The following is a 20,450-nucleotide window of genomic DNA, read 5'->3' as shown; positions in this document are numbered from 1 at the left end:
CCGGCGGTGCAGGGGATGTTGCGGGTGGCTCGTGCGGGTGTGGTGGTCAGACCATCCGGCCCCACTGCGGGCCGAGCCGCGCCCATTCCGTGTCCCAGGCGTCCATCCGGCGGCGTTCGAGCCGGCCGCGCAGGGCCAGGCCGCCGACGAAGGGCACGGCCGCGGCGCTCAGGCCCACCAGTCCGCCGATGAGGGTGCCCCGGAGAGCGGCCTCGGAGGCGGAGGTGGGGCGGCCGACGAGACGGCCCCGGGGATCGGTCCAGACGGTCACCTGCGTACCGGCCTTGCTGCCGAGCTCCACCCTGACCTGCCCGGTGTGGGCGGTGCCGTCGGCGACCGTCCAGCGCACCTCGGCCCACACCCGCGCCTCCGCGGCGGCTTGGCCGTGCCGGGAGGAGGTCTGCCCGGCGGGTCGGACGACACGGGCCACGACGGGCTGCCGTTCGGCGCGCTCCCGGGCGAGTCCGTGCTCCACCGCCCCGGCGGCCGCGAGGCCGGCCAGCACCCCGGCGACGGCGGTCAGCAGCCACGTGCCGAGCACCACCCAGGCCTCCACCACGTCGGCCCGGCGTTTGAGCGGGTTGCGCCGCCAGCGCCAGAGCCACACCTTCGGACCGCGGAACGCCTTCAAAGGCATCCTCCTCACGAGCGCACCGACCGGCCGGACCGCCCTCCCATACGCGGGAGATCGCTCCGTTGCTCACGACGAGCCGTCTCCTCGACGGTCGCACGAGACACCCGGTTCGCGCAGGCACATGCCGGAACGCATCCGGCCGATCCTCACCGCAGACCGACGACACCGCCGTGACCTGCGCCGACGCTCGGCCGGAGGGAGAGTGTCAGTGGTGGGGTGCAGACTGGCCGACATCTGACGACTACCTGGACAACGGCGTCCCGGAGGTGATCGGCATGACCGACGTTCTACTGGCGGTGGGCACCCGAAAAGGTCTGTTCATCGGGCGGCGACAAGGCGGTGGCCGCTGGGAGTTCGACGACGGCCCGTATTTCAACGCGCAGGCGATCTACTCGGTCGCCATCGACACCCGGGAGGACCGGCCCCGGCTGCTGGCGGGCGGTGACAGCGCGCACTGGGGCCCGTCGGTCTTCCACTCCGACGACCTCGGCCGCAGCTGGACCGAGCCCAAGCGGCCGGCCGTCACGTTCCCCAAGGACACCGGCGCCTCGCTGGAGCGCGTCTGGCAGCTGCATCCGGCCGCGGCCGAGCCCGGTGTGGTCTACGCGGGCACCGAGCCCGCGGCGCTGTACCGCTCGGCGGACCGCGGCGAGAGCTTCGAGCTGGTCCGGCCGCTGTGGGAGCATCCGACGCGCGCGCAGTGGGTGCCGGGCGGCGGCGGTGAGGGTCTGCACACGGTGGTCACCGACGCCCGCGACCCGAAGGCGGTGACCGTGGCCGTCTCGACGGCCGGGGTGTTCCGCACGACGGACGGCGGCGCCAGCTGGGAGCCGTCCAACTCCGGTGTGTCCGCGGTGTTCCTGCCGGATCCGAACCCGGAGTTCGGCCAGTGCGTGCACAAGATCGCCAAGGACGCGGCCGACCCGGACCGGCTGTATCTGCAGAACCACTGGGGGGTATACCGCAGCGACGACGCGGGCGGGCACTGGACCGACATCGGCGCGGACCTGCCGTCCACGTTCGGCTTCGCGGTGGCCACGCATCCGCGCCGGGGCGACACGGCGTACGTCTTCCCGATCAACGCCGACGCGGACCGGGTGCCCGCCGAGCACCGCTGCCGGGTCTTCCGCACCACGGACGCGGGCCGCACCTGGGAGCCGCTGGCCGCGGGGCTGCCGCCGGAGGATCACTACGGCACGGTCCTGCGGGACGCGCTGTGCACGGACGACGCCGACCCCGCCGGTGTGTACTTCGGCAACCGCAACGGCGAGGTGTTCGCCTCGTCCGACGACGGCGACAGCTGGCAGCAACTGGCCTCGCACCTGCCGGACGTGCTGTGCGTGCGCGCGGCGGTGATCGGCTGACACCTCACACACACGCGCGTGCGCGGCAGGACCGCGGCATGGGCGTCGAGCTCCGGCCATCGGTTGATCACGGGCCCGTGTACGGCAGTAGGGTGACGCCCGTGGCACCACGACCCTTGCATGAAATCGTCGAACCGGGCTGGGCGAAGGCCCTGGAACCCGTCGCCGGGCGGATCGCACAGATGGGCGACTTCCTGCGCGCGGAGATCGCCGCGGGACGCACCTATCTCCCGGCCGGATCCAACGTCCTGCGGGCGTTCCAGCAACCCTTCGACGACGTACGGGTCCTGATCGTCGGTCAGGACCCGTATCCGACCCCCGGGCACGCGGTGGGCCTGTCGTTCTCGGTCGCTCCCGAGGTACGCCCGCTGCCGCCGAGCCTGATCAACATCTTCCGCGAGCTGAACACCGACCTGGGCCTGCCCCAGCCGTCCAACGGCGACCTGACCCCGTGGACGCAGCAGGGCGTCCTGTTGCTCAACAGGGCGCTGACCACGGCTCCGCGCAGCCCGGGTGCCCACCGCGGCAAGGGCTGGGAGGAGGTCACCGAGCAGGCGATACGGGCGCTGGCGGCGCGCGGCACGCCGCTGGTGTCGGTGCTCTGGGGCCGGGACGCGCGCAATCTCCGCCCGTTGCTGGGCAGCCTGCCGGCGGTGGAGTCCGCGCATCCCTCGCCGATGTCGGCCGACCGCGGGTTCTTCGGTTCGCGCCCCTTCAGCCGGGTCAACGACCTGCTGGTCCAGCAGGGCGGACAGCCGGTGGACTGGCGTCTGCCGTGACCGTCCCCGGATACCTGGCGGTCGACTCCGGAGGCTCCGGTCTCCGGGTCGCCGTCGGCGTGCCGGGGCGGGCACCGGCCGCCCAGCGGGAGTCACGGGAACCCGTGCGCACGGGTGCGCGGGGCATCGATCCGGCCCATCTGCTGGCACAGCTCCTCCCCCTGGCCCGCGCGGCGGTCGCGGAGGCCGGCGTGGACGAGGTGGACACGGCCGTCGTCGGCGCCACCGGATTCGCCACGCTGGGCGACGCCCTGCGCGCCGAGCTGCCGGGCGCCCTGGCCCGGGAGCTGGGAGCGCGGCGGATGGCGCTCGCGGCCGACGCCGTCACCGCCTACGTCGGCGCCCTCGGGCCACGGCCGGGCGCGGTGCTCGCCGCGGGCACCGGGCTGATCGCGGTCGGCACCGACCTCGCGCGGTGGCGGCGGGCCGACGGCTGGGGGCATCTCCTCGGCGACTGCGGCAGCGGCGCCTGGATCGGCCGGGCCGGCCTGGAGGCGGCGCTGCGCGCCCATGACGGCCGCGAAGGCGGCTCCGCGCCCTTGCTGGCCCGCGCGGAGGAGCAGTTCGGCCCGGTGCGCGAACTGCCGGGCAAGCTCTATCCGCGCACCGACCGGCCCGCCGTGCTGGCCTCCTTCGCGCCCGGGGTGGCCGCGTGCGCCGCACACGACCCGGTGGCCGCGGACATCCTGCGCGCGGCGGCGCGGCACATGGCCGACTCCGCCGCGGCGGTGTGCCCGCCGGACGGCGCGCCCGAAGTGGCGCTCACCGGCGGCCTGTTCCGCATGGGCGAGCCCCTCCTCGGACCGCTGCGCGAGGAGCTGGCGAGCGGGCTGCCGCACGCCCGGCAGGTGCCGGCCGAGGGCGATCCCCTGCACGGCTCGGTACGCCTCGCGACCGACCTCGCGACGGGCCGGCTCACTCTGCCGGGTGAACCGGCGATGCTCTACGTGGTCCCCCGGCAAGGGGGTTGAGCGAACGGGCGGACCAAGAGGTCGAGATCGCCGTAAAAGCGGATTGTTCGCCCTGTCGGCTCATGTTCCCGGCACGTGCCCGGAACACGTGTCCACGGTATTAACTCATCAGACAAAACAGGACGGATACCGCTCACCTGCACCCTCCCCGAACGGAGGAACCCCCGAAGCCAGTAACATGCGGCGCCATGAGCTCCCCCACTGGACCCGCGTCCGGCCTGCCAGTACGAATGCCGCGACCCCGTCAGCCCGGACGGCACCGCCGACCGGAACCGCTGGCGGCTCCCGAGGGCGCGCCCGCGCTCGTCCTCGCGGTGCCCGGCGCGCCCAGCACCGCCACCCGTGGCCTCGCCGAGGAGGTCGTGAGCATCGCCCGCTCCGAGCTGCCCGGCCTGGACGCCCGGATCGGGTACCTGGACGGGGACGACGTCGAGTTCCCCACGCTCCGCTCCGTGCTGGCGTACGCCGCCGAGGAGCGCGCGGCCCGCTACGAGCAGGCCGTCGCCGCCGGTGTCGAGGGGATCAAGGAGCCCGACGGCCCGGTCGCCGTCGTCGTACCGCTGCTGGCCGGTCCGGACAGCGCCCTGCTGCGCCAGATCCGCCAGTCCGTGATGGACAGCCGGGTCGCCGCCGATCTGACCGATGCCCTCGGCCCGCACCCGCTGCTCGCCGAGGCGCTGCACGTGCGACTGTCCGAGGCGGGCCTGGCCCGCGCCGACCGTGCCCGGCTGTTCACCGTGGCCACCGCCGCCGACGGCATCGTCCTGGCGTCCGTGGGCGGCGACGAGGCGGTGCAGGCGGCGGGGATCACCGGCATGCTGCTCGCCGCGCGCCTGGCCGTGCCGGTGATGGCGGCGGCCCTGGACCAGGAGGGTTCGATCTCCTCAGTCGCCGAGCAGCTGCGTTCCTCCGGCTCGCAGCAGCTGGCCCTGGCCCCGTACCTGATCGGTCCGGAGATCGACGCGGGGCTGCTCGCGGCCGCCGCCGAGGAGGCGGGCTGCGCCACGGCCGAGTCGCTCGGCGCGTACCCGGCGATCGGCAAGCTCGCCCTCGCCAAGTACACGACCGCGCTCGGCATCGCCCCGCAGCAGCCGCAGGGCACGCCGGTCCGCTGATCCCACGCCGGCACCCGCCCGGCGTCCGCACGGCCAAGGGCCCGCTCCCCACCCCGGAGCGGGCCCTTCGCGCTGCTCCGGCACGGCTCAGCCGAAGACGACGCAGGAGGCCGCGGGCACCGGCACCGAGCCGTCGTAGCGGGGCAGCCCCGTCGCCTCGTCCACCGCGAACCAGGTGACGTCGCCGGAACGCTCGTTGGCCACGTAGAGGAAGCCGGCGTGCTCGGCGAGCGCGCGCGGCCAGTTCCCGCCGCAGGTCACCGCGCCGACGAGCCGGAGCGCGTCGCCCTCGACGGCGAGGACCGACAGGACGTCCTCGCCGCGCGTGGCGGTCCACACGAAGCGGCCGTCGGGCGAGACCACGATGCCGGACGGATAGGCGTCGCCCGCCGGGGCGCCGGGCAGCACGGGGACCTCGGTCAGCGGCTTCAGGGAGCCGCCGACGGCGTCCCAGCGGCAGACGGTCACCGTCGGGGTGAGTTCGTTGACGACATAGGCGTGCCGGCCTTCTGGATGGAAGGCCAGATGACGGGGGCCGGCGCCGGGGCGCAGGGCGATCTCGCGGTGCAGGACGGGCACGCCGGCCGCGAGGGCGCACACCCGTACCGAGTCCGTGCCGAGGTCGATGCTGACGGCCCACCGGCCGCTCGGGTCGGACTGGACCTGGTGGGCGTGGGGGCCGCGCTGGCGCCGGTCGTGCGGGCCGGAGCCGGTGTGCTGGAGCAGTCCGGAGGCCTTGGCGGCGAGAGTGCCGTCGGGACGCAGGGGTACGGCGGTGACGCTGCCGGAGCCGTAGTTGGCGGTCAGTACGTGGCCGTCGTACAGGCCGAGGTGGGTGGGGCCGCTGCCGTCCACCGGCACGGGCGGTCCGGCGAGTTCGGGCCGCTCGCCGCCGACCCGGAAGGCGGCGACGGCGCCCTCGGCCGTCTCGCTGACCGCGTAGAGCGTGCCCCCGTCGGGTGAGAGGGCCAGATACGACGGGTCGCGGACGTCGTCGGCGGCGGCGCCGAGCGTGAGGGCACCCCCGGCCGACGCCACGGTTGCGGTCACCAGTCCGGGGCCGCCCGCCGCCGTGAACGAGCCGATGAACGCCCGGTGCCCGCCGGAGCTGCCGTCCTGTGCCACCGCTGTCCCCTCTCGGTCCTCCCGGTGGAGCCGGTCCGGGGCCGACGGTAGCAGCCGATCAGGCAGGGTCTAGACCAAGAGACACGGGGCGCGTCCCCGGGTCGCGGCGCCGGCTCAGGCGCCCGCCAGCCGCGAGCCCGACGGTGCCCGCAGCGGCTCGGCGAGGTCGGCGAGGGCACGCTCCAGGCCGTGCAGATGGGCCAGGGCGGGCAGGTGCGCCTGGGCGGACTCGGCGGACGGTGCGGTGCGACCGCGGACCGGCTCCGGGCCGCCCGCGGTGAGCGCCTCGACTGCGGCCTCCACCCGCCAGCAGGCCGCGGCCAGCCGGGCGTCGTGCGAGGCCTCGGGGTCGGCCGCGACCGCCACCAGGCCGCGCACCTCGCGGACGCAGTCGTCGAGGAGCGCGAGGACACGGCGGGCGCGCTCCTTGCGGGCCGGCATCGGGTTCAGCGGGTGCACCAGCGGGGCGACCGCGAGCCGGACCCGGCCCAGCAGCTGGTCCAGCTCGGCCACGCGCGGCGCCGGGTCGGCCGTCGCGGAGCCCGCGAGCCGCTCGGCGGCCTCGGCGGTGCAGGCGTGGACGCAGCGCAGGGCGCGCTGGATCCAGCCGTCGGTGACGGCGTGGGTGGTGACCGGCAGGACGAACAGCACGGCGAGCACGGCGCCGAGCGCGCCGACACCGGTCTCGACCAGGCGCAGGCCGAGCAGGCCGGGGCTGAGGACGCCGAGGAGACCGTACAGGGACTCGGCGAGCACGGTCACCCAGAGCATCATCCAAGTGTAGGAGACGGCGGCCGAGTAGAAGATGCCGAAGACGGCGATCGTGACGAGGACGGCGGTCGGGACGGGCGCGCCGTGTACGGGCACGGCGAGGAGGAAGCCCAGGCCGATGCCGATCAGTGTGCCGAGGACACGGCGGAAGCCGCGCACCAGCGTCTCGCCGCGCGAGGCGGTGTTGACGAAGACCCACCAGGTGGCGCCGACGGCCCAGTACCAGCGCTGTTCCGACACCAGCTGGCCCACGACCAGCGCGAAACCCGCGCCCGCGGTCGCCTGGACGGCCTGTCGCGTGGTCACCCGGGCGAGGCCGGTCCCGGCCGGCCCGGACGGTGCGGGTGATGCGGCGGCCGGGGGCAGCCGGCGCTCGTAGCACCACAGGCCGAAGCGCACGACGGCCGCGCTCAGCACGGACAGCAGGACGGCGGCGTACAGCTCGGGCAGCTTCTCCGGGGTGGCGTGCACGAACTGGGCCACGAAGTAGGTCATGAAGGCGAACACGCCGAGGCTGTGCCCGCGCGGTCCCCAGCGGCGCGCGTACACCCCGGCGCCGACGACGGCCAGGAAGGCGAGGTCGCGCGCGACGGGGAACGCGTGCAGTTCGGCCGCCGCGGCGAGCACCGGCACGCCCACGACGGGCAGCAGGGCGGTGGTGACCGCCTGCCCCCGCACGGTCGCGTCGGCCACGGTGAACAGCGCGAGCAGCGCGGCTAGGCCGCCGGTGACCGCGCCGACGAGGGAGTGTCCGGCGGCGAAGCAGACGACGACCGCCAGCCCGATGCCGAGGACGGCCCGCGCGGCGAAGCGCAACCGCGCCCGGCCCGGGTCCGGCGCCACGAACATCCTCTTCAGCACTGCTGCCCTCCCCATGGAACACCGGCACAGAAAAGGCGCCGCGGGGATCCGCAGCGCCATCGACGTCCCCATGAGAGCATCACCGGGCTCACTGGCTCAAGTGTTCGCCGATTCACTGGTCCATTGGCACAGTGGAGGCGATGCGGCGGGGTTCATGGAAAAGCCAACGGACCAGGTCGGACGGTCTGCGTCCAGGCAGCAGGCCTGAGCCATTGGTACAGTCACCGGTCATGGCCGTGGACGAACTCGACACCCGCATCCTGCGACTGCTGCTGGAGCAGCCGCGCACCAGCGTGCGCGAGTACGCCCGCGTTCTCGGCGTCGCCCGCGGCACGCTCCAGGCCCGGCTGGACCGCATGGAGCGGGACGGCGTGATCACCGGCACGGGCCCGTCGCTCTCCCCCGCCGCGCTGGGCCATCCGGTGCTGGCGTTCGTGCACATCGAGGTCACCCAGGGCCATCTGGACGACGTGGGGGACGCGCTGGCCGCCGTACCGGAGATCGTGGAGGCGTTCTCCATCACCGGCGGCGGGGATCTGCTCGCGCGCGTGGTGGGCCGGGACAACGCCCATCTGGAGGACGTCATCCAGAAGCTGATCAGCCTGCCGGGCGTGGTGCGCACCCGCACCGAGGTGGCCCTGCGCGAGCGCGTCCCGTACCGGCTGCTGCCCCTGGTGGAGTCGGTCGGCCGCGCGTCCCGCGCCTGAGGCGGGGCCCGCGGATCGGCTCGGCGGGCCGGGGCACATGAGCGGTCACGGGAATCCCCGTCGTGCGCGCGCGACCGTGACTGCATAGCGTGATCGCATGACCACAGACCAGGCCGGATCGGTTCCGGTCGTCGGTGACCGGCGGTGGAAGGCGCTCGCCGTCTGTCTGACCGCGGCCTTCATGACACTGCTGGACACCTCGATCGTGAACGTGGCCCTGCCCTCGGTGGAGCGCGGGCTGCACGCCGACGAGGCCGAACTGTCCTGGGTGATGTCCGGCTACGCGCTCGCCTACGGCCTCTGTCTCGTCCCGGCGGGCCGGCTCGGGGACATGCGCGGGCGGCGGCAGACCTTTCTCACCGGGCTCGCCCTGTTCACGCTGGCGTCGGCGGCCTGCGGGCTGTCGTCCGGCGCCGCCTGGCTGGTGCTGTTCCGGCTGCTCCAGGGGGCGTCGGCGGCGCTGATCGCGCCACAGACCGCGGCGCTGATCCAGCAGATGTTCCAGGGCCCGGAGCGGGCGCGCGCGTTCGGCATGATGGGCAGCACCATCGGGATCTCCACCGCGGTCGGCCCGCTCGCGGGCGGCCTGCTGATCCAGGCGTCCGGCGGCCCCGAGGGCTGGCGCTGGGTCTTCTACGTCAATCTGCCCATCGGCGTGGCCGTGTTCTGCGCGGCCCTGCGACTGCTGCCCCGCTCCCCCGGTTCGCCGGGCAGGCGCGGCGAGGGCTTCGACCTGCTCGGCGTCCTGCTGCTCGGTGCCGGCGTGCTCGCCCTCATGCTGCCTCTCGTGCAGAACCAGCAGTGGCACGAGCGGTCGAAGTGGGCACTGCTCCCGGCCGGCGCCTGCCTGCTGGCCGCGTTCTGGGTGTGGGAGCGGCACCAGGGGCGGCGCGGCCGGGCGCCGCTGATCGACCTCGGGCTGTTCCGGCTGCGCTCCTTCACGCTCGGCGCGCTGCTGAGCCTCGTGTACTTCGGCGGCTTCACGACCCTGTTCTTCGTCTACACGCTGTTCCTCCAGAACAGCATGGGGTACGGCGCGCTCGCGGCAGGTCTGTCCTCCATGCCGTTCGCGCTGGGCGCCGCGGTGGGCGCCGCGCTCGGGGGCCGGCTGGTGCTGCGGTTCGGGCGCCGGACGGTCATCGGCGGTCTGACCACGGTGGCGGTGGGGATGGCCGGCGTCGTCACGGCCGTGCAGTTCGCACCGGGGCGGGCGGTGGCCTGGGGAGTCGCTCTGCCGCTGCTCGTCGCCGGGCTCGGCTCGGGCCTGACCATCTCCCCGAACACCACCCTCACCCTCTCCCGCGTCCCGGTGGGGCGGGGCGGGGCCGCGGGCGGGGTCCTCCAGACCGCTCAGCGCATCGGCTCGGCCGCCGGCATCGCGGTCGTGGGCTCGGTGTACTTCGCCCGTCTGGCCCACCGCGGCAGCCCCGCGACCGCACTCCAGCTGGGCCTGCTCACATCCGTCGGCATCATCCTGCTGGCCCTCGTCCTGGCCTACGCCGACCTGCGCGAACGGCGCTCGCATCCGGAGGAGGAGAGAGAGCCGGAGGCCGCCCGGCAGGGGGCGTAGCCGGAGTCGTGCCAGGGCGCGGGACGGGACGGCGCGTGCCGCGTCGCACCCACCCCGTCGGCCTCACGACCTGCGGCGCGGCTTCCCTCGCTTCGGCGTCGGTTTGCTCCCCGCCGTGCGGGCGCGGGGCGTGCGGGCCGCGGGCTTCGCCTGGGGCTTCTGGCGGGTGCCCGCGCCCTCGGAGCGCTTGGGCTTCTGTTCGGCCGGCGGTTGGGCGCGGCCGCGGGTGCTGTTGACCGTGCGGCCGCGGACGATGCCGATGAAGTCCTCCACCAGATCGGTGGTGGCCGCCTCCGGCCAGGACAGGGCGACGCCGGACCGGGGGGCGTCGGTGACCGGACGGTAGGTGAGGTCCCTGCGATGGTAGAGGCGGGCAAGGGACTGCGGGACGAGCAGGAGTCCGACGTTCGCGGCGACCAGCTCGATCGCGTCCGGCGTCGTCGCGGGCCGCTCGAAGGCGGGCTCGCCGGGCGGGCTGTCCCAGTCGAAGACGTCGTCCAGGGGGTGGAAGAGCACCTCGTCGGCGAGGTCGGCGAGGGTCACCTCGTCCACGGCCGTGATCAGGTGGTCCTTGGGGACGACGACCACCGTGGTCTCGGTGTAAAGGGGGATGGCGCTGAAGTACGTACGGTCGACGGGGAGCCGTACGAGGCCCGCGTCGGCCTCGGCGGCGCGCAGCACCCCGGGTGCCTCGGCGGCCGGGACCTGGACGAGGGTGAGCGGGATGTCCGGCCGGCGTTCGTTCCAGGTCTTCACCCATTTGGCGGGCGTCACTCCGGGAACGTACGCGAGCCGGAACGACGGTGATTCCTCCGAGCCTGTCACCAGGCCAGGTTACCGGCCGTGGGCTGCCGCGCCGTCACCGGCGGCCCGCCCTGCCGCGCACGGCCGTGGTCGGCGGCCGGGCACGCGGCCGATACTCTTGACCTCATGAGTTCGCAGCAGAACACCCAGACGATGAAGCCCGCGACCGCGGCGAAGAAGCTGGATGTGTACCTCCCCGCCACCCCCGCCTCGTTCCAGGAGGGCGTCGTCACGCGCGCCGAGCTGAACGAGCTCCAGGCGAACCCGCCGGAGTGGCTGAGCGAGCTGCGCCGCACCGGCCCCCACCCGCGTCCGGTGGTCGCCGCGAAGCTCGGCGTCTCCATCGCCGGTCTCGCGCGCGGCGGGGTGACCGAGGCACTGACCACCGAGCAGATCGAGGCACTCAAGCAGGAGCGGCCCGAGTGGCTGGAGAAGGAGCGCGCCACCCAGGCCGAGGTCCGCAAGGAAGCCGCACGGATCAAGCAGCGGAACGCCGACCGCGCGGAGCAGGCCCGCCCCTGACGCACTGAGCGTACCGCGACGCCCGGAGCGTTCCCGCTTCCCCGACGCCCCCGTCGCCGAGTCGTACGGCGGCGGGGGCGTCGTCGTGCTCAACTTCGGCTGCCCCGCTGGTGAGAGGCCCCTGGCCCGTCGTCCCCAGGGCCCAGGGGCGTTGTCAGTGGTGTGCCCTACAGTTCCGGTCACTTGATCAGTGCGGGTGCGGGAGGCACGTATGGGGTGGGTGTCGGCCGGCGACTACGAAGTCGCCCTCGACGGTGGGAAGGTGGTGTGCCGCAACGCCTCGGGGCGGCTGCTGAAGTCGGTGCCCCCGGAGATCGCGGACGATCCGGCGGTCGTGGGTCTGAAGCAGCTGACGGAGTGGCCGGAGCGGCACGAGCGGCAGTGTCTGGCCGATACCGAGCGGTGGATGGTGCGTTCGCTGCCGGTCCCGCTCGACGTCTTCCCGCTCGGCTCCGCGACCACGCTCACGGAGCTGACGGACGACCCGCACCCCCGGCTGGCCCTGCTGCGCGCCCACGAACCGGTGTCATGGGTCCCCGTGCTGGGTGGCTGGCTGGTGACCCGGCGTGATCTCGCGCTGCGCGTGATGCGCGACGCGGCGACCTTCACGGTGGACGACCCCCGCTTCTCCACCGCCCAGGTCGTCGGTCCGAGCATGCTGTCCGTGGAGGGCGCCGAGCACAAGCGGCACCGCGCCCCCTTCACCGACCCGTTCCGCGCGCAGGATGTGCACGACCGGTTCGCGGGCTTCGTGGAACGGGAAGCCGCCCGGCTCGTGGACGGTATCCGGCCGCGGGGCAGCGCCGAGCTGCGCCGTACGGTGGCCGGACCGCTGGCCGTCGCCGTCGTCGCCGAGTCCCTGGGCCTGGTCGGCGCGGCCGCGGAGGCGGTGCTGGCCTGGTACGACGCCATCGTGAGCACGGTCTCCGACATCACCGCCGGGCTGCCGGCGAACCCCGCCGGGGCGGCGGCCTTCGATCAGCTGCGGAGAAGCGTCGAGGCGACGGTCGCGGCAGGAGGCGGCACGTCGCCGCTGGTCGCGGCGGCCGAGAACGAGCGCCTGACGCTTCCTGAGGTGGTCGCCAACGCCGCGGTGCTGATGTTCGGCGGTATCGAGACCACCGAGGGCATGATCGCCAACGTGGTACTGCATCTGTTGGCACACCCCGGTCAACTCGCCCTCGTGCGCGGCGATCCGGACCTGGTCGACGCGGCGATCGAGGAATCGCTCCGTCTGGAGCCCGCCGCGGCCAACGTGGACCGCTACGCGACCGCCGACGTGACCATCGGCGGGGCCGACGTGCGGCGCGGTGATCTGGTGGTCGTCTCGCTCACCGGCGCGAACCGCGACCCCGAGACCTTCCGGGATCCCGACGTCTTCGACCTGCGGCGGGGCAACTCCCGCCTCCAGCTGGCCTTCGCGCACGGCCCGCACTTCTGTCTGGGCGCCCACCTCGCCCGTCTGGAGACCCGCGCCTGCCTCCTCGCGCTCCTCGACCGGCTCCCCGGCCTGCGGCTCGACCCGGCCTCGCCCACCGCGCCGAGAGGTCTGGTCTTCCGGAAGCCCCCGGCCCTGCGCGTCCGCTGGGACGTGCCGGTGCGGCGCTGACGCGACGCCGGCCCGGCTACGCGCCGCGACGGACCCGGGCAGCCTCGCGGGCCTCGGCCATCCGGCGGGCCTCGGCGGACCGGCGCGAGGAGCCACCGCCGCCGGCCCGCCCCGGTCGGGTGCCCAGACCGCGGAACGGGGCACCACCGCGCTGCGGACGCTCCGCGACCGGCGCACTGCCGCCGACGGGGACACCGGAGGGAGCCTGGGCTCCGGTGATGCGGCTCAGCTCGGCCTCACCGGAGCGGACCTGCGCGGTCCGCGGCCTGATGCCCGCGTCGGACATGAGACGGGCCATGTCGCGGCGCTGACCGGGAAGGACCAGGGTGACCACGCTTCCGGACGCGCCGGCGCGGGCGGTTCGGCCGGCGCGGTGCAGGTAGTCCTTGTGGTCGCCCGGCGGGTCGACGTTGACGACGAGATCGAGGTCGTCGACGTGAATGCCCCGCGCCGCGACGTTGGTGGCCACCAGCACCGTGACGTCGCCGGTCTTGAACTGAGCCAGGGTGCGGGTGCGTTGGGGCTGCGACTTGCCGCCGTGCAGCGCCGCGGCCTTCACGCCGCTGCTCAGCAGGTGCCTGGTGAACTGGTCGGCGGCGTGCTTGGTGTCCAGGAACATGATCACGCGCCCGTCGCGGGCGGCGATCTCGGTCGCGGTGGCGTACTTGTCGGCGCCGTGCACCTGCAGCACGTGGTGTTCCATCGTGGTGACGGCGCCCGCCGACGGGTCGACCGAGTGGACGACCGGGTCATGGAGGTAGCGGCGGACCAGGAGGTCGATGTTGCGGTCCAGCGTGGCCGAGAACAGCATGCGCTGGCCGTCGGGACGTACCTGGTCCAGCAGTGCGGTGACCTGCGGCATGAACCCCATGTCGGCCATCTGGTCGGCCTCGTCCAGGACGGTCACGTTCACCCGGTCCAGGCGGCAGTCCCTGCGCTCGACGAGATCCGTGAGGCGGCCGGGAGTCGCGACGACCACCTCGGCCCCGGCCCGCAGTGCGCCGGCCTGCCTGCCGATCGACATGCCGCCGACCACCGTGGCCAGCCGCAGCTTCAGCAGTCGGGCGTACGGGGTGAGCACATCGGTGACCTGCTGGGCCAGCTCGCGCGTGGGGACGAGGATCAGGGCCAGCGGTTTGCGCGCCTCGGCGCGCTGTCCGCGCGTGCGCACGAGGAGCGCCAGGCCGAAGGCGAGCGTCTTGCCCGATCCGGTGCGCCCGCGCCCCAGGACGTCGCGCCCCGCGAGGGAATTCGGCAACGTGGCCGCCTGGATCGGGAACGGCTCGTGCACGCCGCGTTCGGTCAGCATCTTCAACAACTCGGCAGGCATGTCCAGTTCACCGAAGGCCGCGACCGCGGGCAGGGCCGGGGTGACGGTGACCGGCGGCGCGAACTCTCCCTGGGATGCGGAGGGACGGCGCCCGGTATGACGGTCGTTCGTGCGGGCTGAGCGGCTCATGGAGAACCTTCCTCGACGGGGCACGCATCGAGGAATTCACGACAGGAATGAGCCGGATGAATTGCAAGAACGAGCCGAATGCAAGACTGAAAGAATTTCGCCGGAATACAAAAATACATCTGGGGCCCCGCCGCAGGACGGGGCCCCAGATATCTCACACGCTTCGCCGTCAGGCGGGGGTGATGTTCTCCGCCTGCGGGCCCTTCTGGCCCTGCGTGACGTCGAAGTTCACCTTCTGGCCCTCGTGGAGCTCACGGTAGCCCTGGGTGGCGATGTTCGAGTAGTGGGCGAAGACGTCCGGGCCGCCGCCGTCCTGCTCGATGAAGCCGAAGCCCTTTTCCGAGTTGAACCACTTCACGGTGCCAGTAGCCATGTCACATCTCCTTGGGGGCAGTGCCCGCGGGTCCACACCGTGTGAACCCCTGCGTTGCCACGCTGAACCCCGTCCGGATAAGCACCGGATAAACAATAATGCCCGGCGACATACGGTCGCCGAGGCACTTGAAGTTTCGGGAACCACAACTGCAACTACCGGTAAGTTTAGCAGAGTACGCGGACCTGTACTACTTTCATCATGGAAGGTGAACCTCCAGATGACACAGGGCGCAACCAGCTGAAACAAGGCACCGGCGTCAGGCTCCGGTCTCACATTCCGGCGCCTGGAAGCCGCCGATCCTCTGCTCCAGCAGTTCGGCCAGCCGCAGCGGGGTGCGGTCCTCGTACATCGGCCCGATGAGCTGCACTCCCACCGGCAGGCCCTCGGCGGACCGGCCCGCCGGTACGGCGGTGGCGGGCAGGCCGGGCAGGGTGGCCAGACCGGCCCAGACGAGCTGGTCGAGGTACGGGTGCTCGACGCCGTCGATGTCGATCCGGCGTTCCCCCGGATCGGGGTTGTGGTCGTGCGGGAACGCCGGAGTGGGCGTGATGGGAGACACCACGGCGTCGAACTCGGCGAAGAGCTGCCGCCACGCGTGGCGGTGAAGCTCGCGGCGTTTGTCGGCCTCGATCCAGTCCCGGTGGCTGAGCACCATGCCGCGCAGCCGGGCCGCATCGAGACTCCGGTCGTCCGCGCTCAGCGCGGCGACGCGGGTGCGCAGCCGCTCCTGCACCTCGACGGGAAAACGCCCGACGGCGCCCGAGACCACCAACTGCGTGTAGAGCAGGGCGGCTTCGGCCAGGTCCGGCAGCAGCGGACTGTGCCGTTCGACGCGGGCACCGCCGTCAACGAGCGCCTCGGCCACCCGGTCCACGCCCGCCCGCACAGCGGACCCGGTCGCAATGAACGGATGCTCGTCGAGGACCAGGACCCGGAAGTCGCGGAGCCGCTCGTGACGCGCGGGCGGCAGCCTGACGTCGTGCGCCACACCGAGCGTCAGGGGGTCGGGTCCGGCCATGACGTCGAGCAGGAGCATGAGGTCGCGGGCGCTGCGCGCCATCGGACCGACGACGGCGAGGTCGTGATCGACCGGCAGGGCCGGCGCGGGCGGCGGGACCATGCCGCGGGCCGCCGCCAGCCCCAGTGTCGGCTTGTGCGCGTAGACACCGCAGAAGTGGGCGGGGGTGCGCAACGAACCGGCCATGTCCGAGCCGATGGACAGCGCGCCGAATCCGGACGCCAGTGCCGCCGCCGAGCCGCCGGAGGAGCCACCGGGCGTGCGACTGTGATCCCACGGGTTGCCGGTGGTGCCGTAGATCTCGTTGAAGCTCTGTATGTCCTGCAGCCCCAAGGGCACATTCGTCTTGCCGAGCACCACCGCGCCCGCGGCCTTGAGCCGCGACACCTGCACCGCGTCCTCGGCCGGCAGGTAGTTCCGGTGCTGCGGTATTCCCCAGGTCGTGGGCAGCCCGGCGATGTTGTAGGACTCCTTGACCGTGACCGGAATGCCGAGCAGCGGCCGGTCCTCACCGCGGGCGCGCGCCTCGTCGGCATCGCGCGCGGCGGCCCGCGCACGGTCGAAGTCCGGCACACAGATCGCGTTGACCGACTTGTCGTCCCGCTCGATGCGGGCGATCGCCTCGCCGGTCAGTTCCACCGAGCTGACTTCACCGGCACGCAGGGCAGTCGCGAGTCCTTCGGCGGTCTGAAATCTCCACTCCATGAACCAGACCGTACCGGCCTCGGGAACAGGCCACGAAATGCCGCTTTGCACAACGGGTTTATGCCTCGGTGTTCCTCAACCGCAGTCGAGCTGGCCCGCGTTGTGCTTGGCGTCGAGTATCCGGCGCACACTGTCGTCGACCTTGGCGCGGAACGAGGCGTCCTGTCCCATCCGGGTCTGGATGGCCTGCGCCATCGCGGGTATGGTGCTCGGCCGCACCGTGAGAATCATGTCTCCGCCCGCCGCGATGAAGTTCACGGCCCGCTGGGCAGGTGTGAAGGACCGCACCGCGACTGCGTTGCCGAGGTCGTCCGAGATGACCACGCCCTTGAAGCCGAGTTGGCCGCGCAGCAGATGATCGATGACCGTCGGGGAGAAGGCCGCCAGGTGGTCGGGGTCGATCTTGGTGTAGGTGGCCGACGAGATCATCACGAAGGGTGATCCCGCCTGGATCCCGGCGCGGAACGGCGTGAGGCTGGAGCTGTCGGCGGTCGTCACCGAGTCGACGACGTCGGCGGTGGTGTCGGTGTTGCCGATCACCTGGCCCAGTCCGGGAAAGTGCTTGAGCGTCGTCATCACGCCCGACTGCGCGAAGCCGGCGGCGAAGGCGCCGGTGTGGGAGGTCACGACGTCCGGGGTGTGGCCGTACTCCCGCTGGAAGGAACCGATGGGTATGTTGCGGGCGCCCAGCGCGGCCGGGACCACGTCGGCTACCGGTGCCAGGTTCAGGTCGACCCCCGCGGCCTTGAGCTCGTTGGCCCATGCGGCGGCCCGGGTACGCAGCGTCGCGACCGGCCAGCTGCCCTGGGTCAGGCCGCTGGGCATGGCCGAGAAGCCGGGGCCGTTGAGGACCTGTACCCGGCCGCCCTCCTGGTCGGTCGAGACCAGCAGGCCGACCCGCCGGCCGGCGACCTGGTCCGCCTGGCCGCGGAAGCCGTCGACGACCTTCCTGGTCGCCGTCGTACCGGCGGTGCTGCGGCCCGTCAGCATGACGGACCCCACGTGGTTGTCGCGCAGGATGCGCAGCTGGGCCTGGTCGGGCCGGGACGCGGAGATTCCCCCCATGAGCAGCTGCCCGACCCGCTGAGCAGTGGTCATGCCCGACAGGTAACGGTCGGTGCAGGTGGCGGCAGGCGCCGACGGGCTGGCACTCGCGGTGGCCGGGGCCGCATCGGCACTGGTGCGACCCGGCAGGGGGCTGGCGGTACCTGGGCTCGGCGTGCCATGGCTGGCAACGGGGCTTCGGGGGGATTCGGGTGTCGCCCCTGGCGCTGCCGATGAACCACAGCCCGCGACGGCGAGTGCCAGGGTGACCAGCGGGACCCTGGTGCGCAGGGCTGAGCAGCGGCGGTTCCTGGGCTGCTGCCGGACGCGTATGGTCATGCTTCTTCCTCCGGCCTGGACGAGCCGGGGGCACCGCGCGCTGCGTAGCCACTTCCGTCACGGCGGGCCCGGCTTGCTGCGTCCATCACACCGTACGGTATTGGGCATTTGTTCGCCCCTCGGCCCAGCGATCGGGGCTCTGGAGCGGACCGATGCGACACCGCGGCGGCGCGTCGGCAGCCCGGGGAGCCCGCCTCGGAACTACCCGAGGAACGACAGACGCACCTGACGGTCGGGGTTGTCCTTGTTCGTGTCGACCAGGCACACCGACTGCCAGGTGCCCAGCGCCAGCCGGCCTGCGATGACGGGGAGGGTCGCATGCGGCGGGACGACGGCCGGCAGGACGTGGTCGCGGCCGTGGCCGGGGCTGCCGTGGCGATGCTGCCAGCGGTCGTCGGCGGGGAGCAGGGTGTGCAGGGCGGCGAGAAGGTCGTCGTCGCTGCCGGCGCCGGTCTCGATGACCGCGATCCCGGCGGTCGCGTGCGGGGTGAAGACGTTGAGCAGCCCGTCACGGCCCGCCGCCGCCTCCCGCAGGAAGTCGTCGCACTCGGAGGTGAGGTCGACGACGCGCTCCTGGGTGCCGGTGGCGACGTGCAGCGTTCGGGTGGTGAAGGCATCTGGCATGCTCCCATCCTGGCCCATACGCCGGGCTTCCCCCTCGGCGGCACGATCGGCTGCTGATATCCATGGTCCACAGGACGAGACACCGTTGACCGTGGACCGTCCATCTGGCTACGTTCAGCCGCATGTTGCGTTCAGCCCTGCTCACCACGCGCGGTCACATCGACCTGCTGTGGGTGGCCTCCGCCGCGTGTCGCCGCGGCCGCTGACGCCCTTTTCCACCGCATCCTTCCGCTCTCCGGCGCGCTTCGCCGTCGATTGCGCGCACTTGTGTCCACCCGGTCCGGCTGCTCCCGTACGACGGTGACCGGCTGCTGAGACGGGCATGAGACGCACCCCTTCCTTCTCTCCTTCCCTCTCCTTCGCTCACCCTCTCCCCGCGGAGCCTCCATGAGCATCAGCCATGCCCCACCCAACTCCCCCGAGCCCGATATTTCCGGTATCTCCAAGGCTGAGTCCCGCGGGGCGACGCGGACGGACGCCATCGACCTCGACCTCCAGCCCGTCGTCCCCGCCTCCACCCGCTCCGTGCGCATCCCCCGCTGGCTGCGCCGCACCACAGGCCCGATCCTGCTGCTGGCCCTGTGGCAACTCCTCAGCGCCACCGGCGTCCTGACGCCCGACGTGCTCGCCTCGCCGGGCCGGATCACGCACGTCGGCTGGGACCTGATCAGTGACGGATCGCTGCCGTCGGCCATGGGGACCTCGCTCCGGCGCGTGGCGCTCGGCCTGCTCTTCGGCACCCTCACCGGCACCGGACTCGCCCTGGTCTCCGGGCTGTTCCGGATCGGCGAGGACGTGGTGGACGCCCCGGTGCAGATGCTGCGGACGGTGCCGTTCGTCGGCCTCATCCCACTGTTCATCATCTGGTTCGGCATCGGCGAGGCCCCGAAGATCGCCATCATCACGCTCGGCGTGACCTTCCCGCTCTACCTCAACGTGTACGCCGGCATCCGCGGTGTCGACTCCCAACTCGTCGAGGCGGGCGAGTCGTTGGGGCTCTCCCGCTGGGGGCTGGTACGGCACGTCGTCCTTCCGGGTGCGCTGCCCGGCGCGCTGACCGGACTGCGCTACTCCCTCGGCATCGCCTGGCTCGCGCTGGTCTTCGCCGAGCAGGTCAACGCCGACTCCGGCATCGGCTTCCTGATGGTGCAGGCGCGGGACTTCCTGCAGACCGACGTGATCGTGGTCTGCCTGATCGTCTACGCCTTCCTCGGCCTGCTCGCCGACTTCGTCGTCCGTTCTCTCGAAAGGGTGTTGCTGCAATGGCGACCGACGTTCACCGGCCGGTGACCCGTCCGACGACCCGGGCCGTGCACGTGGAGGGGCTCACCCGGTCCTTCGACGGCCGTACGGTCATCGACGACCTGCGTCTCGACATCGCGCCCGGCGAGTTCGTCGCCCTGCTCGGCCGCAGCGGCTGCGGCAAGTCGACGCTGCTGCGCATCCTCGCCGGGCTCGACCGCGACATCCAGGGCACCGCACTGGTCCCGCGCCGCAGAGCCGTCGCCTTCCAGGCGCCGCGGCTGATGCCCTGGAAGAAGGTCTGGCGCAACGTCCTGCTCGGTCTGCCCGGCAAGCCCGAACGCGCCGTCGCCGAGCTGGCGTTGGACGAGGTCGGGCTCGGTCACCGCGTCGACGCCTGGCCGAGGACGCTGTCCGGCGGCGAGGCCCAGCGCGCCTCCCTCGCCCGCGCCCTGGTCCGCGAGCCCGATCTGCTGCTGCTCGACGAGCCGTTCGGCGCGCTCGACGCACTCACCCGGATCAGGGCCCAGCGTCTGGTCGGGGAGTTGTGGCAGCGCCGCGGCTGCGCCGTGCTGCTGGTCACACACGACGTCGAGGAGGCCGTCCTGCTCGCCGACCGCGTCCTGGTGATGGACGACGGCCGCATCGCCCATGAGCAGCACGTCGACCTCGACCGGCCGCGCGAGATCACCGATCCCCGCTTCGCCGCGCTCCGCGCCGGTCTGCTGGAACGGCTCGGCGTCAACACCGCCGCCGAAGCCGCCTGATCATCCGGTACACACCCGCATCCCCTGCACGCGCCCCCTCCGCA

Annotated in this window: 19 protein-coding genes; 10 read left to right on the top strand and 9 right to left on the bottom strand. The window is 72.9% G+C overall.

Annotation, left to right across the window (positions count from 1 at the left end; translation table 11 throughout):
- Positions 1-46: 46 nt before the first annotated feature.
- Positions 47-637, bottom strand: coding sequence for a hypothetical protein (locus BIV25_RS24015; protein ID WP_071374463.1), 591 nt, complete (start codon positions 635-637; stop codon positions 47-49).
- A 272-nt stretch (positions 638-909) separates the two neighbouring features.
- Here BIV25_RS24015 and BIV25_RS24010 point away from each other — a divergent pair, with 272 nt between their 5' ends.
- The 4 genes from BIV25_RS24010 to BIV25_RS23995 all read left to right on the top strand — a co-directional run bounded on the left by BIV25_RS24010 (position 910) and on the right by BIV25_RS23995 (position 4,863).
- Positions 910-1,998 (top strand): sialidase family protein, encoded by a 1,089-nt coding sequence (locus tag BIV25_RS24010; protein ID WP_071374588.1) that lies wholly within the window; start codon positions 910-912, stop codon positions 1,996-1,998.
- Between the two features lie 101 nt (positions 1,999-2,099).
- Entirely contained in the window at positions 2,100-2,777 is a 678-nt protein-coding gene (locus BIV25_RS24005; protein WP_071374462.1) for a uracil-DNA glycosylase, read from the top strand.
- Positions 2,774-3,748, top strand: a complete 975-nt coding sequence (locus BIV25_RS24000; protein ID WP_071374461.1) for an N-acetylglucosamine kinase — start codon at positions 2,774-2,776, stop codon at positions 3,746-3,748. Before BIV25_RS24005 ends, BIV25_RS24000 begins: the two co-directional genes overlap by 4 nt.
- Positions 3,749-3,936: 188 nt before the next feature.
- Positions 3,937-4,863 (top strand): sirohydrochlorin chelatase, encoded by a 927-nt coding sequence (locus BIV25_RS23995; protein ID WP_107486281.1) that lies wholly within the window; start codon positions 3,937-3,939, stop codon positions 4,861-4,863.
- Positions 4,864-4,950: 87 nt separating this feature from the next.
- On the opposite strand, the gene BIV25_RS23990 is transcribed toward BIV25_RS23995, so the two are convergent.
- Together BIV25_RS23990 and BIV25_RS23985 are read right to left on the bottom strand one after the other, a co-directional pair.
- Positions 4,951-5,988, bottom strand: a complete 1,038-nt coding sequence (locus BIV25_RS23990; protein WP_071374459.1) for a lactonase family protein — start codon at positions 5,986-5,988, stop codon at positions 4,951-4,953.
- Positions 5,989-6,102: 114 nt separating this feature from the next.
- Complete coding sequence (locus tag BIV25_RS23985; RefSeq protein WP_071374458.1) at positions 6,103-7,620, bottom strand: FUSC family protein; 1,518 nt, start codon at positions 7,618-7,620, stop codon at positions 6,103-6,105.
- Between the two features lie 230 nt (positions 7,621-7,850).
- Here BIV25_RS23985 and BIV25_RS23980 point away from each other — a divergent pair, with 230 nt between their 5' ends.
- Positions 7,851-8,327 (top strand): Lrp/AsnC family transcriptional regulator, encoded by a 477-nt coding sequence (locus BIV25_RS23980; protein WP_071374457.1) that lies wholly within the window; start codon positions 7,851-7,853, stop codon positions 8,325-8,327.
- A 97-nt stretch (positions 8,328-8,424) separates the two neighbouring features.
- Positions 8,425-9,897 (top strand): MFS transporter, encoded by a 1,473-nt coding sequence (locus tag BIV25_RS23975; protein WP_071374456.1) that lies wholly within the window; start codon positions 8,425-8,427, stop codon positions 9,895-9,897.
- A 63-nt stretch (positions 9,898-9,960) separates the two neighbouring features.
- Here the strand turns inward: BIV25_RS23975 and BIV25_RS23970 are convergent, their stop codons facing one another.
- Entirely contained in the window at positions 9,961-10,722 is a 762-nt protein-coding gene (locus BIV25_RS23970) for a LysR family substrate-binding domain-containing protein (RefSeq protein WP_107486278.1), read from the bottom strand.
- Positions 10,723-10,827: 105 nt separating this feature from the next.
- Here BIV25_RS23970 and BIV25_RS23965 point away from each other — a divergent pair, with 105 nt between their 5' ends.
- A complete protein-coding gene (locus tag BIV25_RS23965) occupies positions 10,828-11,223 on the top strand; it encodes a DUF5997 family protein (RefSeq protein ID WP_071374454.1) in 396 nt (131 codons plus the stop codon).
- 211 nt (positions 11,224-11,434) lie between these two features.
- Positions 11,435-12,832 (top strand): cytochrome P450, encoded by a 1,398-nt coding sequence (locus tag BIV25_RS23960; RefSeq protein WP_256256029.1) that lies wholly within the window; start codon positions 11,435-11,437, stop codon positions 12,830-12,832.
- A 16-nt stretch (positions 12,833-12,848) separates the two neighbouring features.
- Here the strand turns inward: BIV25_RS23960 and BIV25_RS23955 are convergent, their stop codons facing one another.
- The 5 genes from BIV25_RS23955 to BIV25_RS23935 form a co-directional block, all read right to left on the bottom strand.
- Positions 12,849-14,291: a DEAD/DEAH box helicase gene (locus BIV25_RS23955; RefSeq protein ID WP_071374453.1), complete on the bottom strand. Its 1,443-nt coding sequence runs from the start codon at positions 14,289-14,291 to the stop codon at positions 12,849-12,851.
- A gap of 169 nt (positions 14,292-14,460) precedes the next feature.
- Positions 14,461-14,664 carry a cold-shock protein gene (locus tag BIV25_RS23950; RefSeq protein ID WP_071374452.1) on the bottom strand — a complete coding sequence of 68 codons (204 nt, stop codon included), beginning with the start codon at positions 14,662-14,664 and terminating at the stop codon, positions 14,461-14,463.
- Between the two features lie 259 nt (positions 14,665-14,923).
- Positions 14,924-16,390: an amidase gene (locus BIV25_RS23945; protein ID WP_071374451.1), complete on the bottom strand. Its 1,467-nt coding sequence runs from the start codon at positions 16,388-16,390 to the stop codon at positions 14,924-14,926.
- Positions 16,391-16,465: 75 nt separating this feature from the next.
- On the bottom strand, positions 16,466-17,488 hold the full coding sequence (locus BIV25_RS23940; RefSeq protein WP_256256028.1) for a glycoside hydrolase family 3 N-terminal domain-containing protein: 1,023 nt from the start codon (positions 17,486-17,488) through the stop codon (positions 16,466-16,468).
- Between the two features lie 486 nt (positions 17,489-17,974).
- Positions 17,975-18,397 carry a secondary thiamine-phosphate synthase enzyme YjbQ gene (locus tag BIV25_RS23935; RefSeq protein WP_071374449.1) on the bottom strand — a complete coding sequence of 141 codons (423 nt, stop codon included), beginning with the start codon at positions 18,395-18,397 and terminating at the stop codon, positions 17,975-17,977.
- 387 nt (positions 18,398-18,784) lie between these two features.
- Here BIV25_RS23935 and BIV25_RS23930 point away from each other — a divergent pair, with 387 nt between their 5' ends.
- Positions 18,785-19,687: an ABC transporter permease gene (locus BIV25_RS23930; protein ID WP_071374448.1), complete on the top strand. Its 903-nt coding sequence runs from the start codon at positions 18,785-18,787 to the stop codon at positions 19,685-19,687.
- Positions 19,660-20,406, top strand: coding sequence for an ABC transporter ATP-binding protein (locus tag BIV25_RS23925; protein ID WP_071374447.1), 747 nt, complete (start codon positions 19,660-19,662; stop codon positions 20,404-20,406). The genes BIV25_RS23930 and BIV25_RS23925 overlap by 28 nt, the downstream gene beginning before the upstream one ends.
- The last annotated feature ends 44 nt before the right edge of the window (positions 20,407-20,450 follow it).

It is taken from the genome of Streptomyces sp. MUSC 14 (genome assembly GCF_001866675.1).
Lineage (GTDB): Bacteria > Actinomycetota > Actinomycetes > Streptomycetales > Streptomycetaceae > Streptomyces.
Note: the sequence above shows the minus strand (reverse complement) of the source record. Positions and strands in the feature narration are given on the sequence as shown.

Excerpts from the sequence above, each read along its gene's own strand:
- BIV25_RS23945 (WP_071374451.1), bottom strand. The coding sequence starts at position 16,390 with ATGGAGTGGAGATTTCAGACCGCCGAAGGACTCGCGACTGCCCTGCGT.
- BIV25_RS24010 (WP_071374588.1), top strand. The coding sequence starts at position 910 with ATGACCGACGTTCTACTGGCGGTGGGCACCCGAAAAGGTCTGTTCATC.
- BIV25_RS23935 (WP_071374449.1), bottom strand. The coding sequence starts at position 18,397 with ATGCCAGATGCCTTCACCACCCGAACGCTGCACGTCGCCACCGGCACC.
- BIV25_RS23980 (WP_071374457.1), top strand. The coding sequence starts at position 7,851 with ATGGCCGTGGACGAACTCGACACCCGCATCCTGCGACTGCTGCTGGAG.
- BIV25_RS23940 (WP_256256028.1), bottom strand. The coding sequence starts at position 17,488 with ATGACCACTGCTCAGCGGGTCGGGCAGCTGCTCATGGGGGGAATCTCC.
- BIV25_RS23995 (WP_107486281.1), top strand. The coding sequence starts at position 3,937 with ATGAGCTCCCCCACTGGACCCGCGTCCGGCCTGCCAGTACGAATGCCG.
- BIV25_RS23930 (WP_071374448.1), top strand. The coding sequence starts at position 18,785 with ATGAGCATCAGCCATGCCCCACCCAACTCCCCCGAGCCCGATATTTCC.
- BIV25_RS23975 (WP_071374456.1), top strand. The coding sequence starts at position 8,425 with ATGACCACAGACCAGGCCGGATCGGTTCCGGTCGTCGGTGACCGGCGG.
- BIV25_RS24015 (WP_071374463.1), bottom strand. The coding sequence starts at position 637 with ATGCCTTTGAAGGCGTTCCGCGGTCCGAAGGTGTGGCTCTGGCGCTGG.
- BIV25_RS23965 (WP_071374454.1), top strand. The coding sequence starts at position 10,828 with ATGAGTTCGCAGCAGAACACCCAGACGATGAAGCCCGCGACCGCGGCG.
- BIV25_RS23925 (WP_071374447.1), top strand. The coding sequence starts at position 19,660 with ATGGCGACCGACGTTCACCGGCCGGTGACCCGTCCGACGACCCGGGCC.
- BIV25_RS23950 (WP_071374452.1), bottom strand. The coding sequence starts at position 14,664 with ATGGCTACTGGCACCGTGAAGTGGTTCAACTCGGAAAAGGGCTTCGGC.
- BIV25_RS23955 (WP_071374453.1), bottom strand. The coding sequence starts at position 14,291 with ATGAGCCGCTCAGCCCGCACGAACGACCGTCATACCGGGCGCCGTCCC.
- BIV25_RS23960 (WP_256256029.1), top strand. The coding sequence starts at position 11,435 with ATGGGGTGGGTGTCGGCCGGCGACTACGAAGTCGCCCTCGACGGTGGG.